We start from the raw sequence: 20,917 nt of genomic DNA on the forward strand, positions 1-20,917 counted from the left end.
CCCACGTCGAATGAGCATGAAGCATTTTCTATCGCGCAACGTAGTGCCGCGTACCGCCCTGGCCCTCGCACTGGGCCTGGCCCTGCTGCCCATGGCCGCCCCGTCCTTCGCCGCCAACAGCTGGGACGGCCTGCAGCCCGACCGCGACGAAGTGATCGCCAGCCTCAACGTGGTGGAGCTGCTCAAGCGGCACCATTACAGCAAGCCGCCGCTGGACGATGCCCGCTCGGCCATCATCTACGACAGCTACATCAAGCTGCTCGACCCGGCCCGCAGCTACTTCCTGGCCAGCGACATCGGCGAATTCGACAAATGGAAGACGCAGTTCGACGACTTCCTCAAAAGCGGTAACCTCGACCCTGGTTTCGTGATCTACAAACGTTACCTCGACCGGGTCAAGGACCGTATCGACTACACCCTGGGCGTACTCGGCCAGGGCGTCGACAAGCTCGACTTCACCACCCACGACACCCTGGTCATCGACCGCAAGGATGCCCCGTGGATCACCTCCAAGGCCGACCTCGACGCCCTCTGGCACAAACGCCTGATGGACGAAGTGCTGCGCATGAAGATCGCCGGCAAGGACAACGGGCAGATCCAGGACACCCTGACCAAGCGCTACAAAAACCAGCTGGCGCGCCTCGACCAGACCCGCGCCGAAGACATCTTCTCGGCGTACATCAACACCTTCGCGCAGTCCTACGACCCGCACACCAACTACCTGTCGCCTGACAGCGCGGAAAACTTCGACATCAACATGAGCCTGTCGCTCGAAGGCATCGGCGCGGTGCTGCAGAACGACAACGACCAGGTCAAGATCGTGCGCCTGGTACCGGCGGGCCCGGCGGAAAAAACCAAGCAGGTGGCGCCGAGCGACAAGATCATCGGCGTGGCCCAGGGCGATAAAGAGATGGTCGACGTGGTCGGCTGGCGCCTCGACGAGGTGGTCAAGTTGATCCGCGGGCCGAAAGGCTCGGTGGTGCGCCTGGAAGTCATCCCGCACACCAATGCGCCGAACGACCAGACCAGCAAGATCGTGTCGATCACCCGCGAGGCGGTCAAGCTCGAGGAGCAGGCGGCGAAGAAATCCGTGCTGCACATCAACCAGGACGGCCACGACTACAAGCTCGGCGTGATCGAAATCCCGGCGTTCTACCTCGACTTCAAAGCCTTCCGCGCCGGCGACCCGAACTACAAGAGCACCACCCGCGACGTGAAGAAACTGCTCGGCGAGCTGCAGCAGGAGAAAGTCGACGGCGTGGTCATCGACTTGCGCAACAACGGCGGTGGTTCGCTGCAAGAAGCCACCGAGCTGACCAGCCTGTTCATCGAAAAAGGCCCCACCGTGCTGGTGCGCAACAGCGATGGCCGGGTCGATGTGCTCGAAGACGAAAACCCCGGCGCCTTCTACAAGGGCCCGATGGCCTTGCTGGTCAACCGCCTCTCGGCCTCGGCCTCGGAGATTTTCGCCGGCGCCATGCAGGACTACCACCGCGCGCTGATCATCGGCGGCCAGACCTTCGGCAAGGGCACCGTGCAGACCATCCAGCCGCTGAATCACGGCGAGCTGAAGCTCACCCTGGCCAAGTTCTACCGGGTGTCTGGCCAGAGCACCCAGCACCAGGGCGTACTGCCAGACATTTCCTACCCGTCGATCATCGACACCAAGGAAATCGGCGAGAGCGCCCTGCCCGAGGCCATGCCGTGGGACACCATCCGCCCGGCGGTCAAACCCGAGGCGGACCCGTTCAAGCCGTTCATCGCCCAGCTCAAGCAGTTGCATGACCAGCGCAGCGCCAAGGATGCCGAGTTCACCTACATCCGCGACCGCCTGGCCCTGGCGCAGAAGCTCAACGATGAAAAAACCGTCAGCCTCAACGAAGCCGAGCGGCGCGCGCAGCACACCGCCATCGAGCAGCAGCAGCTGGCGCTGGAGAACGTGCGGCGCAAGGCCAAGGGTGAAGAGCCGCTCAAAGAGCTGAAAAAAGAGGAAGAAGACCCAATGGGCGCGACCCCGGACGACAGCAAGCCGGAAAACGACGCCTACCTCAGCGAGACTGGGCACATCCTGCTCGACTACTTGCGGCTCAATACGCAAGTGGCGAAGCATTGATCGGATAGTGGCACTTTAGTAATAAAGCTGTCATCGAACTGTCGTGAAATGAGGGCCGGCCGCCAAGGCCGGCCTTTTTTTTGCGGTGGGAGAACGCTGCGCATGACGATTACCGAACAGCTGAGTGCCCTGACGGCCATCATCAACGGCAATGGCATCCACAGCCTGTTCCAACCGATCGTGTCGTTGTCCGAGCGGCGCATCCTGGGTTACGAGGCGTTGTCGCGCGGGCCGTCGAACAGCCCGCTGCATTCGCCGATCAACCTGTTCACCGTGGCCCGCCAGACCGGCCGCCTCAGTGAGCTGGAAGTGGCCTGCCGGCAAAGCGCCTGCAAGCAGTTCAGTGGCCAGCGCCTCGAAGGCAAGCTGTTCCTGAACGTGTCTCCCGAGTCGCTGCTCGAACCCATCCACCCCTCGGGGCTGACCCTGCAACTGCTGCAGCGTTTTGGCCTGACCCCGGCCCAGGTGGTGATCGAGCTCACCGAACAAACCCCCACCGACGACTTCCAACTGCTCTCCACCGCGCTGCACCACTACCGCGCCATGGGCTTCACCATTGCCCTCGACGACCTCGGCGCGGGCTATTCGAGCCTGCGCCTGTGGTCGGAGCTGCGCCCCGACTACGTGAAGATCGACCGCCACTTCATCGAGAACATCCACCAGGATGCGGTCAAGCGCGAGTTCGTCGGCTCCATTTTGCAGATTGCCCGTACGTCCCGGGCCCAGGTGGTGGCCGAGGGTATCGAGCAAATCGAGGAACTGGCGGTGCTCAGCGAAATGGGCGTCGACCTGATCCAGGGCTACCTGCTCGCCCGCCCGCAAGAACACCCACCCCGCGATGCCCGCGCCTTGCTGCCCAAGCTCGACACCTCGCCGGCGCTCGGCGAAGAAGGCAACGACCTCGGCGACCTGCTGATCGAACAACCCGCGGTGGCCAGCGACCTGCCCACCGCGCAGGTGCTGGAGATGTTCCGCCGCCAGGCCAACCTCAACTCGGTGGCGGTGATCGACGCCCAGCACCAGCCGTGCGGCATCGTGCACCGGCATTCGTTGTCAGATGCGCTGCTCAAGCCGTTCGCCACTGACCTGTTCGCGCGCAAGCCGATCAGCCGCCTGATGACCGACGACTACCTCGCGGTGGAAATCGGCCAGTCGCTGCAGCAGGTCAGCCGGCTGCTCACCAGCCGCGCGCGGCAGCGCATCGAAGAAGACTTCATCGTCACCGAGGGCGGCGTGTACAAAGGCCTGGGGCGGGTGATCGACGTGCTCAAGCTGATCACCGAGCTGAAAATCCAGCAAGCGCGCTACGCCAACCCGCTGACCCTGCTGCCCGGCAACGTGCCGATCCAGCAATGCCTGGAGCGCATGCTGCAGCAACGCCGCGAGGCGGCCATCTGCTACGTCGATGTCGACAGCTTCAAGCCGTTCAACGACCTCTATGGCTACGGCCGCGGGGACGAAATCCTGCTGTGCCTGGCGCAGTGCCTGAACGACCGCATCGACCCGGCGCGGGACTTTGTCGGGCACATTGGCGGGGACGACTTCATGCTGGTGCTCGGCTCGGCGGACTGGAACACCCGCCTGGAGCGGCTGCTTGAGGACTTCCAGGCCCAGTGCAAGCGCTTCTACCGCCCTGAGCACCTGCAAGCGGGCTGTTTTGTTTCCCACAACCGCCAGGGCCAGCGCCAGGAATTCCCGCTGCTGTCGTTGTCGGTGGGGGTGGTGCACCTGGCCCCCGAGGCCTGCGCCGGCCTGGACGCCGAGCGCCTGGCCGAGCTGGCCTCCGAGGCCAAGCACCACGCCAAGGACGTTTCCGGCTCGTGCATCTACGTGTTGGAAGCCTGACGCTGCTCAGCTTCGGGGTAGCTGTATTCGAACACCCGCACCACCTCAGAGGCATGCCAGGAGGCCGCCGCCGTGCCATCGACCGGCCCGGAGAAGCGCCCCAGGCGCTCGACGCATTCGAAAAACCCGGTACGCGGCAGGCGGCTGGCGCCCTGGCTGATCACCAGCGAGCTGCGCAGCGGTTGCTCGGCGCGGGCGTCTAGAGCTGCCAGGTATTCAAGGGCAGCGGTGAGGGTTTGCATCGCCGGGCTCGGTAGCTGCAGGCGCTCGAGCAGGGCGCGGTAGGTCACCAGGTGTCGCTGGCGGCGAGCGACGTCGAGTTCAGTGATCAGGTTGTTCCAGTGCTGGCGGCTGATCCGCACACTCATGAGCGACCCTCCTTGAACGGGCTCAGGCCCTCGGCATGAATATCCATGTACACAACTTCCAGGCGAACTCCGGCCACTCTAGGGCGATAACGTAAAGGCATAGGGCCAGCTCAGCGGCCGAGGTATTCACCTTCGAGCGCGGCCTCGCCTTCCGGCACTCGCTCCACGGCGCGCAGCTTCTCTGGGCTTTGCGCGTCACGCCAGGCCTTGAACGCCGCCAGTTCGCCCGCCAGGGTACGTACCACCCAACCCAGCACGGCGATGTCGTCGAGCATGCCCACGCCGAGAATCCAGTCTGGGATCACGTCGATGGGGCTGACGAAATACAACAGCCCCGCCACCACCGAGAGCATCGCCTTGGGGCTGATGGCACGGTACTCGCCACGCCAGTACGCGGCGCACAGCGCCATCAGCAGCCCGGCGTCTTCACGCAGGCCGGCAGTGCCGCGGCTGCGCAGTTTGTGCGAGGCGGCCAGCAACAGGGCGGGCAAACGGCCGCGTTTGATCAGCCGTTCGGCCAAGGGCAAGAACCGGCCAAAACCGAAAGGAATGTTCATAAGGCCTCCGGAGTGCAATGCGAGGGGAACGTTATCCACAATATTTGTGGATAACCATGTGAACAGCGGCACGCTTTTTCGCCCAAGGGCCCGCCTGCCAAGGGGCGTTCTCAAATCGCGCGTTTTTCAGCCAATCCACGGGCCGCGCGCACGGTAGACAGCCCAGAGGATGGAACAGCTCAGCGCCGATGTCGACCCATAAACGACAACGCCCCGCGATGCGGGGCGTTGCAGAGCGTTCGCTCGGTTACTTCTTGGCCGGTTTCTCGGCAGGTTGCTCGTCAGCCGGGGCGGCGGCGTCGGTGTCGTCTTCGTCGTCCTGGGCAGCGGCGGCGCCAGCACCGGCCTGGGCCGGGTCCTTGATGGCGAGCAGTTCAAGCTCGAACACCAGCACCGAGTTGGCCGGGATCGCCGGGCTTGGGCTTTGCGCGCCGTAGGCCAGGTCGCTCGGGATGAACAGCTTGACCTTCTCGCCCACGTGCATCAGTTGCAGGCCCTCGACCCAACCCGGGATCACGCCACTGACTGGCAGGTCGATCGGGCTGCCACGGTCGACCGAGCTGTCGAAGGTGGTGCCGTCGATGAGCTTGCCGGTGTAGTGCACGGTGACCACGTCGGTCGGCTTCGGCTGGGCGCCGCTGCCTTCTTTCTCGACCTGGTATTGCAGGCCGGAAGCGGTGGTTTTCACGCCGTCTTTCTTGGCGTTTTCCTCGAGGAATTTCTTGCCAGCGGCGAGGGCTTCCTCGCTCTTCTTGGCCATGCGCTCTTCAGCGCGCTTTTGCAGGTCGGCGAAGGCCTGAACCAGGTCTTCGTCCTTGATTTTCTGTTCTTTCTTGCCAACGGCGTCTTCGATGCCCAGCGCGACGGCTTTCGAATCGAGGTCGTCCATGCCTTCCTGGGCCAGGCTCTTGCCCATGTTCAGGCCGATACCGTAGGAGGCTTTTTGCGACGGGGTCTTCAGCTCGACGCTGCTCGTTTGCTTGTCGCAACCGGCGAGGACCAAACCAACGAGGGCGATAGCCGCCGCCAATCGATGCTGTTTCATGCTGTTTCCTTCAATGATGCGCCATGAGTGGGCAGTCGGGATGAAAGCGGCGAGCTTAGCAGGCAGCCCCGACCGATGGCTACCGGCATAGGAGCAGCTTTGGGCGCATAAGTTCAAGTAACTCAACGGGTTTGCGCGGGGTTGGTTCAACTGACGTTCAGCTATGTCAGAAAAGGGTCAAGGCTGTTTCCGGTACTCGGCGGCGACCTCGCGCACCACCTCGCACAGCCACTGCGCCGGCAGCGGTAACGGGATCGCCGCATTGGCGCAGAGGCCCACCGAGCCACCCGGCTCGCGCACGCCAAGGTCGAGCTCGGCAAGCTCATGGTTGGCCAGGTCGAGGCCGACCGCATCGCGCGGGGCAACCCAGATTGCATCGCTGGCCAGCACGTAGCGCCGGCTCAGGGTCGGCGAGAGTGTTTCAAGCCGTTGCGCCGAAGGCGTGATGCCGCACTGCACGAACAGGCTGTCGGCGTGCTGGCGAATGGTGGTGCCGGCCAACGGCAGCACCAGCGGGTAGCCGCTCACCGCGGCCGCCTGGGGGCGCGCCAGCAGCGGGTGGCCGGGGCGCACGATCAGCGCCATGGCTTCGCTGTACAGGTGCTCGAACTGCAAGCCCTGCACTTGAGGGCTGTCGGTGATGCGGCCGATCACCAGGTCGAGGTCGCCCACGTGCAACTGCCCCAGCAGGTAGGTGCCCGGCCCGGTCGCCACGCTGACCACCAGCGCGCTGTGGCGGCCATGCAGGCGGCGCAGCACCTCGGGCATCAACTGGCTCTCAACGGTGGACAACACCCCCACCCGCACCTGCGGCGGCTGGTGCTGCTCATTGCGCAAGGTGCTCACGCCTTCACGCAGGGCCTGCACACAGGGCCCGGCGTAGCGCAAAAAACGCACGCCAGCGGCGGTGAGTTCAACCCCGGCCTTGTCGCGCTCGAACAAGCGCGTGCCTAGCAAGGTTTCCAGCTCCTTGAGGGTTTTCGAGATCGCCGGCTGGGTGATCGCCATCACGTCTGCCGCGCGCGCGAAACTGCCCTGGCGGGCGATTTCCAGAAAGCACAGCAGGTGGCGGAATTTAATGCGGGAATCGAGGTTCATGGAGGTGGAGGATACCGCAGGTGGGGGGATGGAGGCAGGGATTGTGGCATTGCTGAAATGACAGCAACGCCATAGAATTGCTGTCAACGCTAGCAGAGGGTTACAACATGCCAGTCTTAACCGTCAGAAACGTTCCAGACGACGTGCACCGCGCCTTAAGAATGCGCGCTGCCGAGCATGGGCGGAGCACCGAAGCCGAAATCAGAGACATCCTGGCCAACGCGGTGAAACCTCCCGCGCGGCCCCGCATGGGCGATGCGCTGATGGCCATCGGCCGCTCCGCTAGGCTCACGGATCGGGACATAGACGCCCTTGAAGCCAATCGGGATCGCACCCCCGCCGAGCCGATGGGGTTTGAATGATTGTTCTCGACACCAATGTGCTCTCCGAAGCAATGCGGCCAACCCCCAACGCTGGCGTCATCACCTGGCTGAACGAGCAGTTGGCCGAGACACTGTTCATCACCAGCGTCACCATTGCCGAACTGATGTTTGGGGTGGCGAACCTGCCAGAAGGCAAACGCAAAGACCGGCTAAGCGCTTCGCTCGATGAATTGCTCAAGCTGTTTGGCAACAGGGTGCTGCCATTCGATACCGAGGCGGCGAAACACCATGCACGCTTGGCCATTGCCGCGCGCCGGGCTGGCAGGGGGTTTCCAACACCGGATGGCTACATTGCGGCCATCGCCACAGCACAAGGCTTTATGGTTGCGACGCGTGATTGCGCGCCGTACGAGGCCGGGGGTGTGAGGGTCATCAACCCTTGGGGCTGAAGCGCCAAGCCCTGGCGGAGGGCGCTGTGCCCCGATGAGGGGCCGCGGCACGCAAGGGCACGCCTGGTGAGCAAAACACCTCAAGGATGCACTTAACGCTTCCCAACGCCCTGATGTTCTGGTAAAAAGTGCCCCCTCAGAGCGGGTATAGTTTAGTGGTAAAACGAAAGCTTCCCAAGCTTTAGTTGAGGGTTCTTACTGGACAACCGCTTTTGTGAGCGAGCTTCACTAGCAAGACATGCGGGTATAGTTGAATGGTACAACTATTGCTTCCCAAGCAATCGGTGAGGGTTCGATTCCCTCTACCCGCTCCACATTCCGTGATCTAGGGCACGTTCAGGCTTTCTGCCTCGTACTCTGAATCCCCCGAAAGCCCCCCCTTACCCCCAACCACAAATCCCGAAACGACCTCACTCACAAACGTGATGACTAGTTACCCATGCCCATTCGATACCGCACAACGCTACGAGCCGCCGCCTGAACTTCTGAGTTAGCTCAACCCGCACGCAGCGATAAGCCCAGCCTCTCCACGAGAAGTCGACTTTCCAGACAATTGGATGGTGTTGAATCGAAAAGGGCCCGCCATACATTGCTTAAGGCCAGTTGAACTCTGCGCTGATGACCCGAAAGCTAAGTGACATTCCGCTGCCCCTCCCCTGATACCCCTGCCCTGCGACACGCACTTGGCCAGATCGCTACGCCCGATGATCTGCAAGCCAAAATTCCTGCCTCTGCAAGAGAGGCGCTGGCACTACGAGCAAGACGTCACCCACAAAGTCGTCAATCCACGACAGAAGTTCGCCAGTGACGATGACATAGCCCTTGTTGCTGCTGCATAGAGAGGCTTGAGCGCTATCCAGGGGCCGAGCTGCTACGGTCAGTAGGCGCTGGAAAGCGGAGTAATGGTTACAATCCTTGAGGACTGCCCCACCGAAAGCTTCGAGTTCTTCGTGGTCTTCCCTTCAACGAAGTACCTGCCAGAGCGTGTCATGGCCTTGGCCGACTACCTGAAACATCAGCTGAGCCAGCAGTCGGAGCTACAGCTAATCAACGCTTGAATGAAAGTCAGCCGGTCATCTGAGTGATCGTTGAGAACCTATGAAAAACGCTACCAAGCGCCGATTTTTGACGGTTTCATTGTGATAGTGCCGTAGCCAGAAGTATTTTCTGAGGATTCCCCTATTGACCCTCTTGAGGTCGTTATCTTCATAATGCTCACGGTAAGCAGCCCAATATTCCCGAATCGACTCGACAACGAAGATTTGCTGAGCCTTGAGGTATTGTGCGCACTGCATACGCGTCGCTAGGACAGATGGGCGGGTCGCAGGGTGGAACATCGCCCTGCTAACAGCGGGTGACCTTAGATCTTGACCCGCCAGCATCAAGTCGAGCGAATTCACCCAGGTGATACCGTTTTCCGCCACCAAGAACTCTGAATCACCATACATTCGGCTGAAGAGCTGCCGAACTCTACCCATTAGCGCCTCGTTTTGGACTACATCGTCTGCCAAGGCAATGCGAGCAAACTTAGCCTTGCCTTCAGTCTCACTCGCGGCGCTAAGGCCTGCGCCCACAGCAAAGCTGTCGCGAATGTCGCAAAATTGAGTAGAGATGCCGCCTCGGAAGGTGATTTTTTGTTCCAGCAGACATTTGTGCATCAGCATGCACAACCGAAAAATGAGTAGCATCAGGGCGTTGGCAGAGTGCGTTAGCACCTGATCAGCATCCGTCTCTTCCTCCATTTCTTTCGGCTTGAACGTCACGACCACCGAGTCAGAGATGCAGGTACTTTTGACGTCATACCAATCGTAGGGGTTGTGTCCGCCAGTCATCCTGTACCCCTCAGCGAGCGCCTGCTCATGACCGGTCAAAACATCCCGATTGCTGATCATAAACTCCAATAGGTCTTGCGCCTGCTGGTCGGTGGTGACCACCGTGTTCAGCTTCTTGAAGCCCAGCATGTCGATAAACACTGTCCACTGCACTGCTTTCATTGCGTCGAAATCGCTTCTCAGAGAGGGTCGGTCAGGGTGGCTGGTCAGGATGGTACGTGAAACACGGGTACGGTGATGATTAGCTCGCGATTCGAGTCGTCCGGCTGGTGGAAGACTAGCGGAAGCCACTTTCGTGCCGGTACGCCTCTTTGCGCTTGAAGCTCGCACGCGCCTGGACAGTAGCATCGATGCCAGCCAGCACCTTGCTGGTATCAACGCCCTTGTTGAAGACCAAAATCGCCGTCTTGCTATCTCGCCAGGTCGTGAAGCCGAGCAACTGATCGATGGCCTCTCCGAAGGCCTTGGGCCCCTTCCAGAACTTGCACTCGGCGATGAAAACGTTGCTATCACCCCTCGCGCAGCAGGATGACGGTCTTACCGCTCATGTTGAAAGTCTCGCCTGAGGCTTTGCCCTCAAACTGGGCGTTGAGCTGTACCAGGAAATGTTGCCGTAACGCCTCCTCGTCCATGGACTTGAAAGCGGCAGGACTGCGCTCCACGACCAATGCCATGTCCTGCATGATTTTCAGCACGCGCTCGTACTGATCCATCGCCCAGGTAGGTTCCGACTCGAAAGGCTGGGATGTAGCCGGTTGCAGGGTGGGTACGGACTCGCGGCGAGCGGTGGGTACAGCGTAGGTTTTCGGTGCATCTGAACACTGTCGAACAGGGATACCCAGGTCTGCCGTGCGCTGAGACTTGGCCAGCAAACGCTTCTTGCGATCGTTCACCACCTGCGCGGCCAGATGATGAGCGACGCATTGTGCGCGTTGATCTGGTATTCCTGCCATCCGGGGTATTGCTCAATATCCATCAGCAACCGGTCAATCTCCGGACGTGTCTCACGCGGAGAATCTGAAGGATACTGGAACTCAAGGATCAGCTCACTGCCAGCCACTTTGGCGCGCGGAAGGTGGGTCGACCACTGCTTCGATTGGCAAAAGAAGAAAAGCTCACGGCCATCGAACGGCACATGAACCGTCACACACTCTCTAGGCACGAGCGCAGGCCGCCTCATGTCACGTATAAACCAACGGGAGTCGCCCCGGACGCTGAAGTTAAACGAAGAGGAAAACACATTCAGCCGAGTGCGGTCATTGAAAGCCCACAATGACGTCATCAATGTAAATAAACTATTATAATAATGTTACCAATAGTTTATTTCAATTGATAAACGCAAAAAAGATTAGACCTATGAGCTATACCAATTGTATATCACATGAATTATAGCGAGTCAATATATGATTAAGCCGACTTTAACCGAACGTGACCAAGCGGCGATTGGATCAGGTCGAAAGGTTGAACGGGTTGATCAGCAATGCACTCGCAAAGGCAACTTGAAAAATGTCCTTCTGGTGCATACCGAGCCGCCGCGCCTCTACGAAACGGCAACCGGGCAACCGGTGCCCTCATTTAACGCCTACTCCCGAGGCATCCACAGACAGCTGGGAACGAAAAGCTCACGGGCGAGAAATGAGCAATACACCTACCGCAATGCGGGCTTCATTGACTACCTGTATGAGTCCAGAGCGATCGGCGCCGGCCAGATTGATCCGGAAGCGCTCGGCGAAACGATCAATTCCTACTTCATCTTTTTGACCCAAGGAGTCAACAGCACCGACTTCGTGGTCAGGACGGTGGCTAAACGGCTGGGTCGGACGCCAATCAGCGTTGTCTCGGCCCTTGCCTATAAAGCTGCCGCCAACCATTTTCTGCGGCTTCACGCAGCTCTCCTGAGGGACTCATTGGCCATGGCCAACTTCCTCAACCCGGGAATCGTGATCGAGGCCCCAAACGAACTCGATGCTTTGGCAGATCGACGTCGGAGCAAAATCGAGATCGAACAGATGCGTTCGAAGCTCATGGAGTTCAAGGAAAAACCTGCTGACGTCTATCAGACCGCGCAGGGAGGCCTAGAGGGCGGAAAGGCTCCCAAAAGCAAGCCCCCAAAGGAGTTTCCATCACGTCGAATTTTGAGCCTGATCGAGAATCTGCCGCCCTTAGAGAAGGTAGTTGCCTTGCTCCAAGCTGGCGGTGGTCTCCGACAGTCCGAAGCCTGGGCCATGAGAAACGATGAAATCAACTTGAAGGAACGCTCCCTTCGCATAGAAGACCCTAACCACTGGCGCGACCCTTCCGCTAAAGATTTGCCCTTCAAAGGAAGGACGACAGCAAGAATCTACATGTTCGAACCCTTTGAAACCCTCTTCTATGATGCTTTGGCTGAATACAAGGCAATACGCCCCACCTCAGATAGCGAGTTCCTTTTTATATCAGACAACCGCAATAACTATGGTGAGCCATTGGTCGATGCTGTCAAACCGAACTCGCTTAACCGCAGGATTAATCGCGCACTCGCAAAAGCTCAACAAAAAGCAGGAATAACTGATAGCACACCTACGAAGTTATATACTTCCCATAGTCTTCGTCACTTCTACGGCTATTGGGCCAGGAATTTTGTCTACATCCCTGGGCGTCGTGGAGTTGGATTAACCCTAGGTGAGATTCAGGTGCTAATGGGGCACGCAAATATCGCATCCACTATTATTTACGCCAAGCTCGACCAAGAGGTGCTCATGGCCGAAATTCACGCTTCGCAGCAAATGGCGGCTATCTGGAATGAAACCAGCAGTATCGACAGCCTGCGTGCGGATGCGTATGAAGCCTTGGCACAAGATCTGCGCGGACGCTTGGCAGCATGATTAACGTATCGAAAGAAATTCGGTTAATCGCGCCCGAGAAGTTGCACGCTGCTTCAAAAGTGATTTTCAGTAAAATGACCGAGCCATTAACGTCCAAGCGGGTGAACCTAAACGAATACTCAAGCGACAGGCAGTACCACAAACGTCACGCCATCGTAAAGTTCTGCCGATTAAGATCCGCTCGACAGACGTCCGAGAGTGATCTGAACAATATTTTCAAAATTACCCTGCTGGAAGGTGATGGTGGCCCTCCGGCGTCAACGCTGTATCACCAACTGACAGGTATACGTCCCGACCGACCAGAGGACGTGACGGGCTTAGTAGTTCCATTTAAGGCGCTGCTCTGCCTGCTCTGGGCAGAGAAGATAGTAACCTTGCCATTCATATTCGAGTTGAGCTCTGCATGGAAAAAGAATCCAGAGTTGGAAAAACAAACCTGTGGGTTTATTTTCGAGGTAGCAAAGGGCTCAAACAACATTGAAAGAGCCTCCAGAAGGTGGCAGTACCGCACGTCATGGCAATCTAAAGATGATGTGAATTTTGACGAAATCTGGGCCGCCATACCTGAGATAGTGAGTCTTAAACTTGATAAAGGAAATAAACACTTCTCTTTCATACCTTGGCTCAAGAAGTTCTCGGCCATGTTCAGCGAAATCGTGTCTCCTGAACAGTGCTTCTACCTTGAGCGATATCAAATGTACCTTATATCAAAACGCGCCCACAACGAAAGTATTGCTCAAAATATTAAGGATTATGATGAGTATGTAAAATATTATGTTATGACACCTGAGGAAGCGCAAAACATACCCACGCACGACCGAAAACTTCGTCGCTACAAGATCAGAAACATTAACAGAGAGTATGCTCGCTCTTCTCCGACAGCTAAGCTTAAAAGAAAAGAGCGAACAATCATAGAAAGACAGATGGCTCGAATAGAAAAGGCGCAGCGCGTCGCAGACGAAAGCGAAGCCTTGTATAACGAGCTTCACTCTTCGATATCCGCCGAGGACTACCTGCTTTTACTATCTCTACCTCCGCGAAAGCCTGACTTCAATTGGGTGACAAACGATTTCTATCCCGGTCGCTCACACATCGAAATCGAGAAGACCTACCGTCAGTGGGTAACGATGGCGGAGATATTTGTTGCCAAACTTATCAATCCTAACAACCCTAAAAACTCCAGAAGCTATATAGACAACCAGATCCAGCATATCAAATTCTTATTTGACTACATATTTTTTTACCTACCTATGTGGAAAGAGCTGCATCCTACTTCCACACTTCGGCTGCCAGAAACCATCATTGACTTCGAGCGAGTGGTATTTTGGTGCGACGATCTAATTGACCATGAAACCGTACAATCGATTTATCGAGATCATGACATTTCTGGCAACCTTGAGATGCCACTGACCGGATTGAAACTTCGCACGTTGATGTTCACGGAGAAATCTACTAAACCCTTTGTTAATTCAGTGCATCTCTTCTTTGAGCTAGTAAGAACCTATGGCGCACCTCATGGGTTTGTAGATGGTGGGTATGCCAATCCCGTCAACCGCTCCATGGATTCGACTGGAAGTGGCGGACGATCGAAGTCTGACAAGAAGCCATTCCCTCGGGACATTTCAATTATCGCAAAAGCCTACATGAGCGCGCTTGACGCCATTGGCATCAACATCAGAAACTCCATATTAGATGGTCGCATTGCTCCTGAAACAATTGCAGAAATCAAATCAAGCGATTGGATTGATCTCACGAAAATCCACCTCGGCACCACGGTAACTTTACGCAGTTCCAAGCGTCCACTGGAGACCTATCAGATACCCATTACAATCATACCCAACATCTACAACTGGTGGTATGGCGATTACCACTCAACCAACGCAGCCACCATTGTTACGGCATACTTGCCCTGGCTTTCAACACTCAGGATGCTGGCTATCGGACTATTTGGAGGCCAAAGAATACAAAATGGCCAATGGTTGGATCTCAGAACGTTCGACAATTTTTATCACGAAAAATACGTTGACGCTTTCAATCTCTGCACGCTGCATGTCAACACAGACAAATCTGGGAAATCGAGGGATGTTGTGATCGATGGCGATGTCATGAAGAGTCTCATCGATGAGCGATATTTTCAAACGGAGGTTTACACCAGAGCTCCTGGCCTTGTTTATTACGAGAATGACCCGAGGGATCCTAACAAATACGGCATGATTTGCCCATTGTTTAGAAGTCCTTGGGGAGACCACGACCTCCCTTTTTCGGACGGGACATACTCTGACGAATGGATACATTTTTGCAGGGGCTTGGAGCAGGTATATAACTCCATTGTAAGTCCCGACTCGCATCACAGCTTCATAACCATAAGCGCTTCTGGCAACGAACTGGCGGTGCATGTCCCACACTCTCTTCGGGTGGCGTGGATTTCTCACATGCGATTGTACGGGCACCTCGATGTCACCTATACCGCTCAGCAAGCTGGTCACAAAATAAATGATCAGATTGCTGTGACAACCGACTACTATACAGTGGTTACTCCCGAAGATATGTTAGAGAACATAGGCCGTGCTAATAGCATCGTCACAGACATTGCCTATGAAGCGCTGATGGGCAAGATTAATCAGCCGAGCTCGCCGGGCAGCGCCATTGTTAAAGGGTGGCACGAAAACAAGGCGCAGCTCGTCAAAGATCAAAAATTCAGAAGCCAGCAATTTTATCTCATCGATAGCCAAGAATCAGGCACAGATTTGATAGCCACAACCAAAGCCCTGCCGGGATTTTACACTCATTGTATCTGCATGCGTGATGGCGACTGCCCCAAGAAACTTGTGGAGTTCACAGGACGTTCGAGAGTTTGTAGCCTTTGCGATGCAGCAGTATGGGGCATCGATCATTTGCCAGGCATGAATGTAAAGATGCGACAGGCTCAAATCAACAGTCTTCAACTCGTGGATAAAATCAGTCAGCTGGCTGACGCAGCCATTTCACAAGCTGAGATGGAGCCATACCATCACGAACTGACAATCGCTCGCTACGAGATCGCATCATATAAACATTTGGCCGATCACCTTAATGAAGTATTGGATTCGGACAATAAAAATCCAGGGTATATTTCCCGCTACCGTGACCTCGTTGGTGCTAAGCGACATGCTGTAGACATGTCAAACCCTCTCCACCGGGTTATTGCGGGAATTATTGATTCTGAAGCCTATCCGCACTTAACTTCGGCCAATTACCCCTACATGGTTGAGCGGCTAGCCAAGAACCCAGACCTTCTAAAATTAGAACTAAGCGATCCTACGTCGAAGCAGCTTATCGCCTGCCAGATAGCCACCATCCTCAGAAGCTCAGACTTCACTTTTGAAGAGGTGATTACGCTTGTTTCAAATCCTTACCTGGCCCTGGAGCGTGAAAAAATTGAATAATCATCGTTCTGACCAGCTGACGCTTCAGGATAAAAATAAGCATGATTGGAAGCAGGAGCAACTCAATAGAACTTTGGCAAAGACCAAAGCTACTTTAGAGTCATTGATCAAAAAAAATGTGCCGCCCTACAAAAATTTTTCAAACTTGGCCAGGGATGTGGCTCTCATTGTTGGCGTGGATCCTTCACTTTATAGAAAATCAAATACACCTCAAAAGAGACTTTTTGATAGCTATGCTGTGAAACTCTGCACAAAGATCCCCCGAGTACTTGCAGAATCCTTGATTCCAGAAGAAACGCTTCAAATCAAACTTAGCGAAGCGAAACATAGGATTCTGGTTCTGGAAAATATATTGAGCGATCTATCAAAAAAATCGAAACCAAAAATACCCATGATTAAAACTGACAGTTTCCTGCACGCTTTCGAAACGACCTGCAAGCTAATCGAAATCATATTGAAAGAAGATCAGTTCCTATATTTTGAAAAAGGTCGCTTGATGACCCGCGCAACGATGACAGCAGTTCCCGCATCACTCTCTGATGCAAAAACTTGCAAACCCTTCTTGGACTGGCGCCATGCAAAAAACACTAATCTTGGATCGCTTAGCACAGCTGAACTTGAAGAATCGCTTCGCTCTTCGACTGAAAGAGGAAATGGCAAAACTGATTGAGGTAGACGCCTTTATGCCCATGAGGAAAGGCAGCATTGATCTTACATGGTTGGCAGCCAGGATTGGCGCCACTCGACAAATATTTTATGCCCGCCGAGGCAACCCCGAAGTGCATATACTCCTAGCGATGCTGAATGAATTCCTGGAAAGCTCGATCGCCACTCTTCCCGGAGGCGCGCCTCTAAATATTGAAAATTCCAGATTGCAAACCGAATTGACCCTGATCAAGCAGGAAAATTCGACGCTGAAGCAACAACTTCGATCGGCGCGTCATGTGCTAAACATGATCCACGCAGGCGGCATCGTACTGAGCGATCGCCCATGAAGAAGTACCTCATCAAGCGGCTAATCCATCGGCTAGATGGCATCAGCCAAATCACCTGCGTCCACTCAGGGAACGGTAGAATCGCCTCATTGCGCTTTCGCACTGATGCATTCGATTTTCCGCTGCTTGCCGGGCGCATGTACATGCTGCGAACCGCTGCACGTAGCCATGGAGTCAACCTGATAGCTGCTCTGGAATGTGGCCTAGACATCTCGGCCTGGGTCACGCTCATTGAACACAACTTTTTCCTCGCCGATATTCAGCTCAAACCTGCTGCAAAACGACTGCTCAACTCCCTGGACGCAGCTCAACGCGAGAGGCTTCTAGCCAGTCTCGTCCAGAATGACCTGAAACCCTGGCAAGGAGTACTCCCAGCGCCGCAATGCACTCTGCTAGGGGTAGCGTTCCAAGAGTCTCAGCAACGGTTCCAGCACGTTAAAGGACTCATGGCCTGGGGGCTTCCTCAAACGCGCGCAGAAGCCTGCTATGACACGTTTGGTTCCGATGCATGCGCCGTTCCGCTTGCCAGGCTCAAGGCCCTCTTGTCGTTCGGCACATCGCAGTTGATTCAATCAGTCCTGTCCTCACAAACGAGTTTGGACGCCAGCCAACGTGCGGCGCTTGAGCTACTGACCTGGTTCAGAGATCAAGGCTCGAAGGGACGCACGATCTTTCACAAGACGGAGCTGCCCAAGTCCTCCGGAAAGGCCCTCGAACTCTGCACCGACCGGGGCTGGACAATTGTTGATGGGGAGTACTGCCAACTCAAATCCCACGCTATGCTTCAGGTCGCCGTGCGCAGACAGCTCGAACGCCTATCGAGCAGTTTTTTCCCCATCTATACGCCTCAGGAAGTCCAGTATAGTTATTCCAGATACAGCCAAGTCATCGCATCCTATGACCATCATAATTACCAAGACGAAATCATCGTAGCCATCAACTCAAGGCTGTCGGTGATCAGTGCCCGTGCTCTACCAAGCGTTTGTGAGTTCACGAGCCAGCTGTCCGGCACCCTGCAGATCTTGTACGCGCCGGCTCCTCAGCTCGTCGTGTATTCGAGCTCCATGCTGCCTATCTATGATGCCTGTACTGAGAACGTTGCAGTTCCTTTCCACGAACTCCCACCTGACCTCGCTGAGTACGGCACCGTCATCATCACCGACTGCCATCTACTGACGCTCAGTGACTTCTTGGTGGCCCTCCAGGGAGTCCCTGCCTCCACGCGGGTGGTGCTATTCGATGCCCGGCCAGCTATGGCTGAGCAACCAGCACATTTCCTGGACGTTCTCAAAGCCTACTACCCCACCATCGCCCTGCACGCTGCGAGTCACCCCGTATCAGCGATCCCAGCGCCGAACCTTGAGCTCAACGGCGAAGACCAGGTGTTCAATGTCCACTGGGCCGAGCAATGGCACCAAGCGTCAAAGGGTGAAATTTTTGTCAGTGACTCTCCCTCGCTGATCGCAACGATCAATCAGCGTCTGGGTCGAGTGCGAGCACCGGTAGTCCTTCAAACCCAGGAGACAAGTTTCAGAAAGCATGATCTGATCAGAGTGCGGCCAGCCCATGCCAACAAGTGGGATCCTTTCATCTGCCGGATTCATTCCGTCAGAGGAAAGGGGCTGTTTGTGGAAGCGGAAGGCAGGTACTCCACCTTGTCACCTGAGTTCGTTGACGAGGCGAATGTGTCACTTGGCTTCGCCATGTCTCCAGAGGCAGCCGTACAGGCAGGTGCACGATCGGTCGTGCTGATCGCAGCGAAGGCATCGAGGCATGCTTGGATTGATTATCTCAAAGCCTATCGAATTGAGGTCAAGCAGGTGTATGTGCATGATCAACCTATGACGGCGAAGACAATACCGATCTTTCACCAACGGCTGACCCCACTGGTTGAGTAGGGCCTTGAGCCCCCTCGCGGGCTTGTCCTGTGGGTCATCCAAAAATCCAGTACTAGCCCTGCCGAAATCTTTACTACATTCAACGCCAGGACACAGCGTTGATATGATAGTCACCCTCGAATAGTCTTCCGCGAAGGTCTGAACTCTAACGGCTTTGCTCAAGGAAGCGCGTCATGCCCATTGATCTATTCACACATCAGGTCGATGCCGAGACCCAGCATGCGATTTTTCAAATGATGAACGAGGCGCCCTACGGGCCCGAGCGCGCAGTTTTGGCTAAATGGGCCGAGGGCTTCGAAGATCGTGACGGTAAGTTTGTCAGAGAGCTGCAAACGACTTTCGAGTCCTCATTCTGGGAGCTCTACCTGTTTGCTGCGCTCAAGGAATTGGGTCTACCAATCAACCTTCGTCATCATGCCCCTGACTTCGTGGTGGAGGGGGGCGTGCCATTCTGCCTGGAAGCGACGATTGCAAGACCGCCGGTTGGCGGAGAACCTGCATTTGGCTTTCCCATGGCCGCACCTCCTAAGGACTTCACCGATTTCAACATCGAATCAACCCTGCGGATTTGCAACAGTTTCGATGCCAAGATTAAGAAGTACCGCAAAAGCTACCTCAACCATGCGCACGTTGAAGGCAAACCCTTCGTAATTGGCATCGCATCGTTCGACAGGCCGCACTCACATTTCGCATCTGGGCGCCCAATCCTTGCAGCATTGTATGGGCTTTACCACGACGAGGCGGCGACCAAACCGGGGGACACCCACGTCGTATCGTACAACGTCACTGCAGCGCCTAAAAATGCCAATACCAACATTGAGGTCGGACTGTTTTGTGACGACTCACATGCGGAAGTATCAGCGGTTGTTTATAGCTGCCTCGCCACTTGGGGGAAGCTGAGGGCTCTGGCTGATAGTCCTGAGGCACCGTCCGTGTACACCACCTTGCACCCTAATCAAGGGAGCCTGATTCCAGTGGTGCGGAATACCTGGAAACGAGACTACACAGAGCACCTCATGGACGGACTCTATGTGCTTCACAATCCGTTTGCTCGGCATCCCCTGCCTCCTGGACTGCTCAGCCATCCCCGGCTATGCGAGGTAAGGGTCGCTGATGATGGGGAGCTCATCTTGGATGCCCCGGATGATTTTCTGCTCTTAAGGATGCTGCAAAGCATCAAGATCACTTGAGGGCCGACCAGCCACATACGGCTGGTCGCTTCGAATGTGTGCCCTTCTGACCCACTGTATCCTGCCAAACCAGATGAAGCGGGCCTCAACCGCAGTTGTTAAAGGCAATCCAGATGTCCGTCAGATTCATACTTTTCGACGCGTTCGGCACCTTACTTCGAATCCCGCAGGGCAGACACCCCTATCGCATGATTTTGAAAGATGGCATCCGACAAGGGCGTCTCCCGCAGCCGAACAATCTGCACCAGGTCATGACCCGCAGCCTGAGCCTGGCGGAAGCGGCTGAGCTTTTCGAAATCAGCGTACGACCCGATCTCATGGTCGAAATTCAAGGCGCACTGGACGCTGATCTAGATAGCATCGAACCGTTTGATGATGGAATGCGAGCAGTGGAAATGCTGCAGGCCGAAGGCATCAAGATTGCCGTTGCCTCCAATCTCGCTGCACCATATGGAGAACCCGTACGCCGACTGTACAGCGCAGTCGTGAGATTGCGAGCAACTCCCTTCCATGAACACTCCTGTGCCACATGAAAAACTGGATCTTGGACATCACGAAAATGCCATCAGCAATGGCAATACTCCCCTATACAACACGATGAGAGCTCTCCGGCGGCCTGAACACCCGCATGAATTCAGCGCCTTGAGATTGCCGGCCATCCCGTGAGAGGCCCGGAAACTCTGCTCACCTCACCTTTGGAAGCGAACAGCCATTTTTTCCAATTGCCCCGATGGCCACTTTAGCGACGACGCAGTCACCGACAGCTAAATTAACTAAATATTGGTAATCCCACAATCTTAGTTACGAAAACTCAGTTATCAATTTAAGGCAAAATCAATGTTATACCCGCAACCAATACACCAGCTCTAAATAATAGCTTGACACTACCGCCGCCATCATCTTTAGTTAGCAAGT

The 20,917-nt window shown here is 55.8% G+C and carries 19 protein-coding genes and 1 tRNA gene; 13 read left to right on the plus strand and 7 right to left on the minus strand.

Going from position 1 to position 20,917, the window contains the following annotated elements; genetic code table 11:
• Positions 1 to 16 precede the first annotated feature (16 nt).
• Both ACFZCE_RS12105 and ACFZCE_RS12110 read left to right on the plus strand, forming a co-directional pair.
• On the plus strand, positions 17 to 2,113 hold the full coding sequence (locus ACFZCE_RS12105) for a carboxy terminal-processing peptidase (RefSeq protein WP_390939201.1): 2,097 nt from the start codon (positions 17 to 19) through the stop codon (positions 2,111 to 2,113).
• Positions 2,114 to 2,215: 102 nt separating this feature from the next.
• Positions 2,216 to 3,958, plus strand: a complete 1,743-nt coding sequence (locus ACFZCE_RS12110; RefSeq protein ID WP_390939203.1) for an EAL domain-containing protein — start codon at positions 2,216 to 2,218, stop codon at positions 3,956 to 3,958.
• On the opposite strand, the gene ACFZCE_RS12115 is transcribed toward ACFZCE_RS12110, so the two are convergent.
• From ACFZCE_RS12115 to pcaQ, 4 genes are all read right to left on the minus strand, one after another.
• Positions 3,940 to 4,326, minus strand: coding sequence for a hypothetical protein (locus ACFZCE_RS12115; protein WP_390939205.1), 387 nt, complete (start codon positions 4,324 to 4,326; stop codon positions 3,940 to 3,942). The genes ACFZCE_RS12110 and ACFZCE_RS12115 overlap by 19 nt on opposite strands.
• A 110-nt stretch (positions 4,327 to 4,436) precedes the next feature.
• Positions 4,437 to 4,883 (minus strand): DUF1232 domain-containing protein, encoded by a 447-nt coding sequence (locus ACFZCE_RS12120; RefSeq protein WP_390939207.1) that lies wholly within the window; start codon positions 4,881 to 4,883, stop codon positions 4,437 to 4,439.
• Between the two features lie 247 nt (positions 4,884 to 5,130).
• Entirely contained in the window at positions 5,131 to 5,928 is a 798-nt protein-coding gene (locus ACFZCE_RS12125) for an FKBP-type peptidyl-prolyl cis-trans isomerase (RefSeq protein WP_390939209.1), read from the minus strand.
• A gap of 177 nt (positions 5,929 to 6,105) precedes the next feature.
• Positions 6,106 to 7,026, minus strand: a complete 921-nt coding sequence (gene pcaQ, locus ACFZCE_RS12130) for a pca operon transcription factor PcaQ (RefSeq protein ID WP_390939211.1) — start codon at positions 7,024 to 7,026, stop codon at positions 6,106 to 6,108.
• A 107-nt stretch (positions 7,027 to 7,133) separates the two neighbouring features.
• On the opposite strand from pcaQ, the gene ACFZCE_RS12135 reads away from it, so the two are divergent.
• The 3 genes from ACFZCE_RS12135 (at position 7,134) to ACFZCE_RS12145 (ending at position 8,112) form a co-directional block, all read left to right on the plus strand.
• Positions 7,134 to 7,388, plus strand: coding sequence for an Arc family DNA-binding protein (locus ACFZCE_RS12135; RefSeq protein WP_390939213.1), 255 nt, complete (start codon positions 7,134 to 7,136; stop codon positions 7,386 to 7,388).
• Complete coding sequence (locus tag ACFZCE_RS12140; RefSeq protein ID WP_390939215.1) at positions 7,385 to 7,798, plus strand: PIN domain-containing protein; 414 nt, start codon at positions 7,385 to 7,387, stop codon at positions 7,796 to 7,798. The genes ACFZCE_RS12135 and ACFZCE_RS12140 overlap by 4 nt, the downstream gene beginning before the upstream one ends.
• A 240-nt stretch (positions 7,799 to 8,038) precedes the next feature.
• A tRNA-Gly gene (locus tag ACFZCE_RS12145) sits at positions 8,039 to 8,112 on the plus strand.
• 759 nt (positions 8,113 to 8,871) lie between these two features.
• On the opposite strand, the gene ACFZCE_RS12150 is transcribed toward ACFZCE_RS12145, so the two are convergent.
• Positions 8,872 to 9,792, minus strand: a complete 921-nt coding sequence (locus ACFZCE_RS12150; RefSeq protein WP_330735744.1) for a hypothetical protein — start codon at positions 9,790 to 9,792, stop codon at positions 8,872 to 8,874.
• A gap of 133 nt (positions 9,793 to 9,925) precedes the next feature.
• Here ACFZCE_RS12150 and ACFZCE_RS12155 point away from each other — a divergent pair, with 133 nt between their 5' ends.
• Complete coding sequence (locus ACFZCE_RS12155; RefSeq protein ID WP_141695260.1) at positions 9,926 to 10,162, plus strand: hypothetical protein; 237 nt, start codon at positions 9,926 to 9,928, stop codon at positions 10,160 to 10,162.
• Here the strand turns inward: ACFZCE_RS12155 and ACFZCE_RS12160 are convergent.
• Both ACFZCE_RS12160 and ACFZCE_RS12165 read right to left on the minus strand, forming a co-directional pair.
• On the minus strand, positions 10,140 to 10,523 hold the full coding sequence (locus tag ACFZCE_RS12160; RefSeq protein ID WP_147468546.1) for a hypothetical protein: 384 nt from the start codon (positions 10,521 to 10,523) through the stop codon (positions 10,140 to 10,142). The genes ACFZCE_RS12155 and ACFZCE_RS12160 overlap by 23 nt on opposite strands.
• Entirely contained in the window at positions 10,520 to 10,777 is a 258-nt protein-coding gene (locus ACFZCE_RS12165; RefSeq protein ID WP_065992385.1) for a hypothetical protein, read from the minus strand. Before ACFZCE_RS12165 ends, ACFZCE_RS12160 begins: the two co-directional genes overlap by 4 nt.
• 256 nt (positions 10,778 to 11,033) lie before the next feature.
• Here ACFZCE_RS12165 and ACFZCE_RS12170 point away from each other — a divergent pair, with 256 nt between their 5' ends.
• From ACFZCE_RS12170 to ACFZCE_RS12200, 7 genes are all read left to right on the plus strand, one after another.
• Positions 11,034 to 12,494, plus strand: coding sequence for a site-specific integrase (locus ACFZCE_RS12170; RefSeq protein ID WP_083233253.1), 1,461 nt, complete (start codon positions 11,034 to 11,036; stop codon positions 12,492 to 12,494).
• Entirely contained in the window at positions 12,491 to 15,919 is a 3,429-nt protein-coding gene (locus tag ACFZCE_RS12175) for a site-specific integrase (RefSeq protein ID WP_122280364.1), read from the plus strand. Before ACFZCE_RS12170 ends, ACFZCE_RS12175 begins: the two co-directional genes overlap by 4 nt.
• Complete coding sequence (locus tag ACFZCE_RS12180; RefSeq protein ID WP_227447887.1) at positions 15,903 to 16,589, plus strand: hypothetical protein; 687 nt, start codon at positions 15,903 to 15,905, stop codon at positions 16,587 to 16,589. Before ACFZCE_RS12175 ends, ACFZCE_RS12180 begins: the two co-directional genes overlap by 17 nt.
• Positions 16,573 to 16,914: a hypothetical protein gene (locus tag ACFZCE_RS12185; protein ID WP_226504912.1), complete on the plus strand. Its 342-nt coding sequence runs from the start codon at positions 16,573 to 16,575 to the stop codon at positions 16,912 to 16,914. Before ACFZCE_RS12180 ends, ACFZCE_RS12185 begins: the two co-directional genes overlap by 17 nt.
• Positions 16,911 to 18,812 (plus strand): hypothetical protein, encoded by a 1,902-nt coding sequence (locus ACFZCE_RS12190; RefSeq protein WP_065992381.1) that lies wholly within the window; start codon positions 16,911 to 16,913, stop codon positions 18,810 to 18,812. Before ACFZCE_RS12185 ends, ACFZCE_RS12190 begins: the two co-directional genes overlap by 4 nt.
• Before the next feature lie 173 nt (positions 18,813 to 18,985).
• A complete protein-coding gene (locus ACFZCE_RS12195; RefSeq protein WP_065992379.1) occupies positions 18,986 to 20,002 on the plus strand; it encodes a glycosaminoglycan attachment site in 1,017 nt (338 codons plus the stop codon).
• 113 nt (positions 20,003 to 20,115) lie between these two features.
• A complete protein-coding gene (locus ACFZCE_RS12200) occupies positions 20,116 to 20,535 on the plus strand; it encodes an HAD family hydrolase (RefSeq protein WP_226504910.1) in 420 nt (139 codons plus the stop codon).
• Positions 20,536 to 20,917 lie beyond the last annotated feature (382 nt).

It is taken from the genome of Pseudomonas sp. NPDC007930, from assembly GCF_042958985.1.
In the GTDB taxonomy this organism is placed as follows: domain Bacteria; phylum Pseudomonadota; class Gammaproteobacteria; order Pseudomonadales; family Pseudomonadaceae; genus Aquipseudomonas.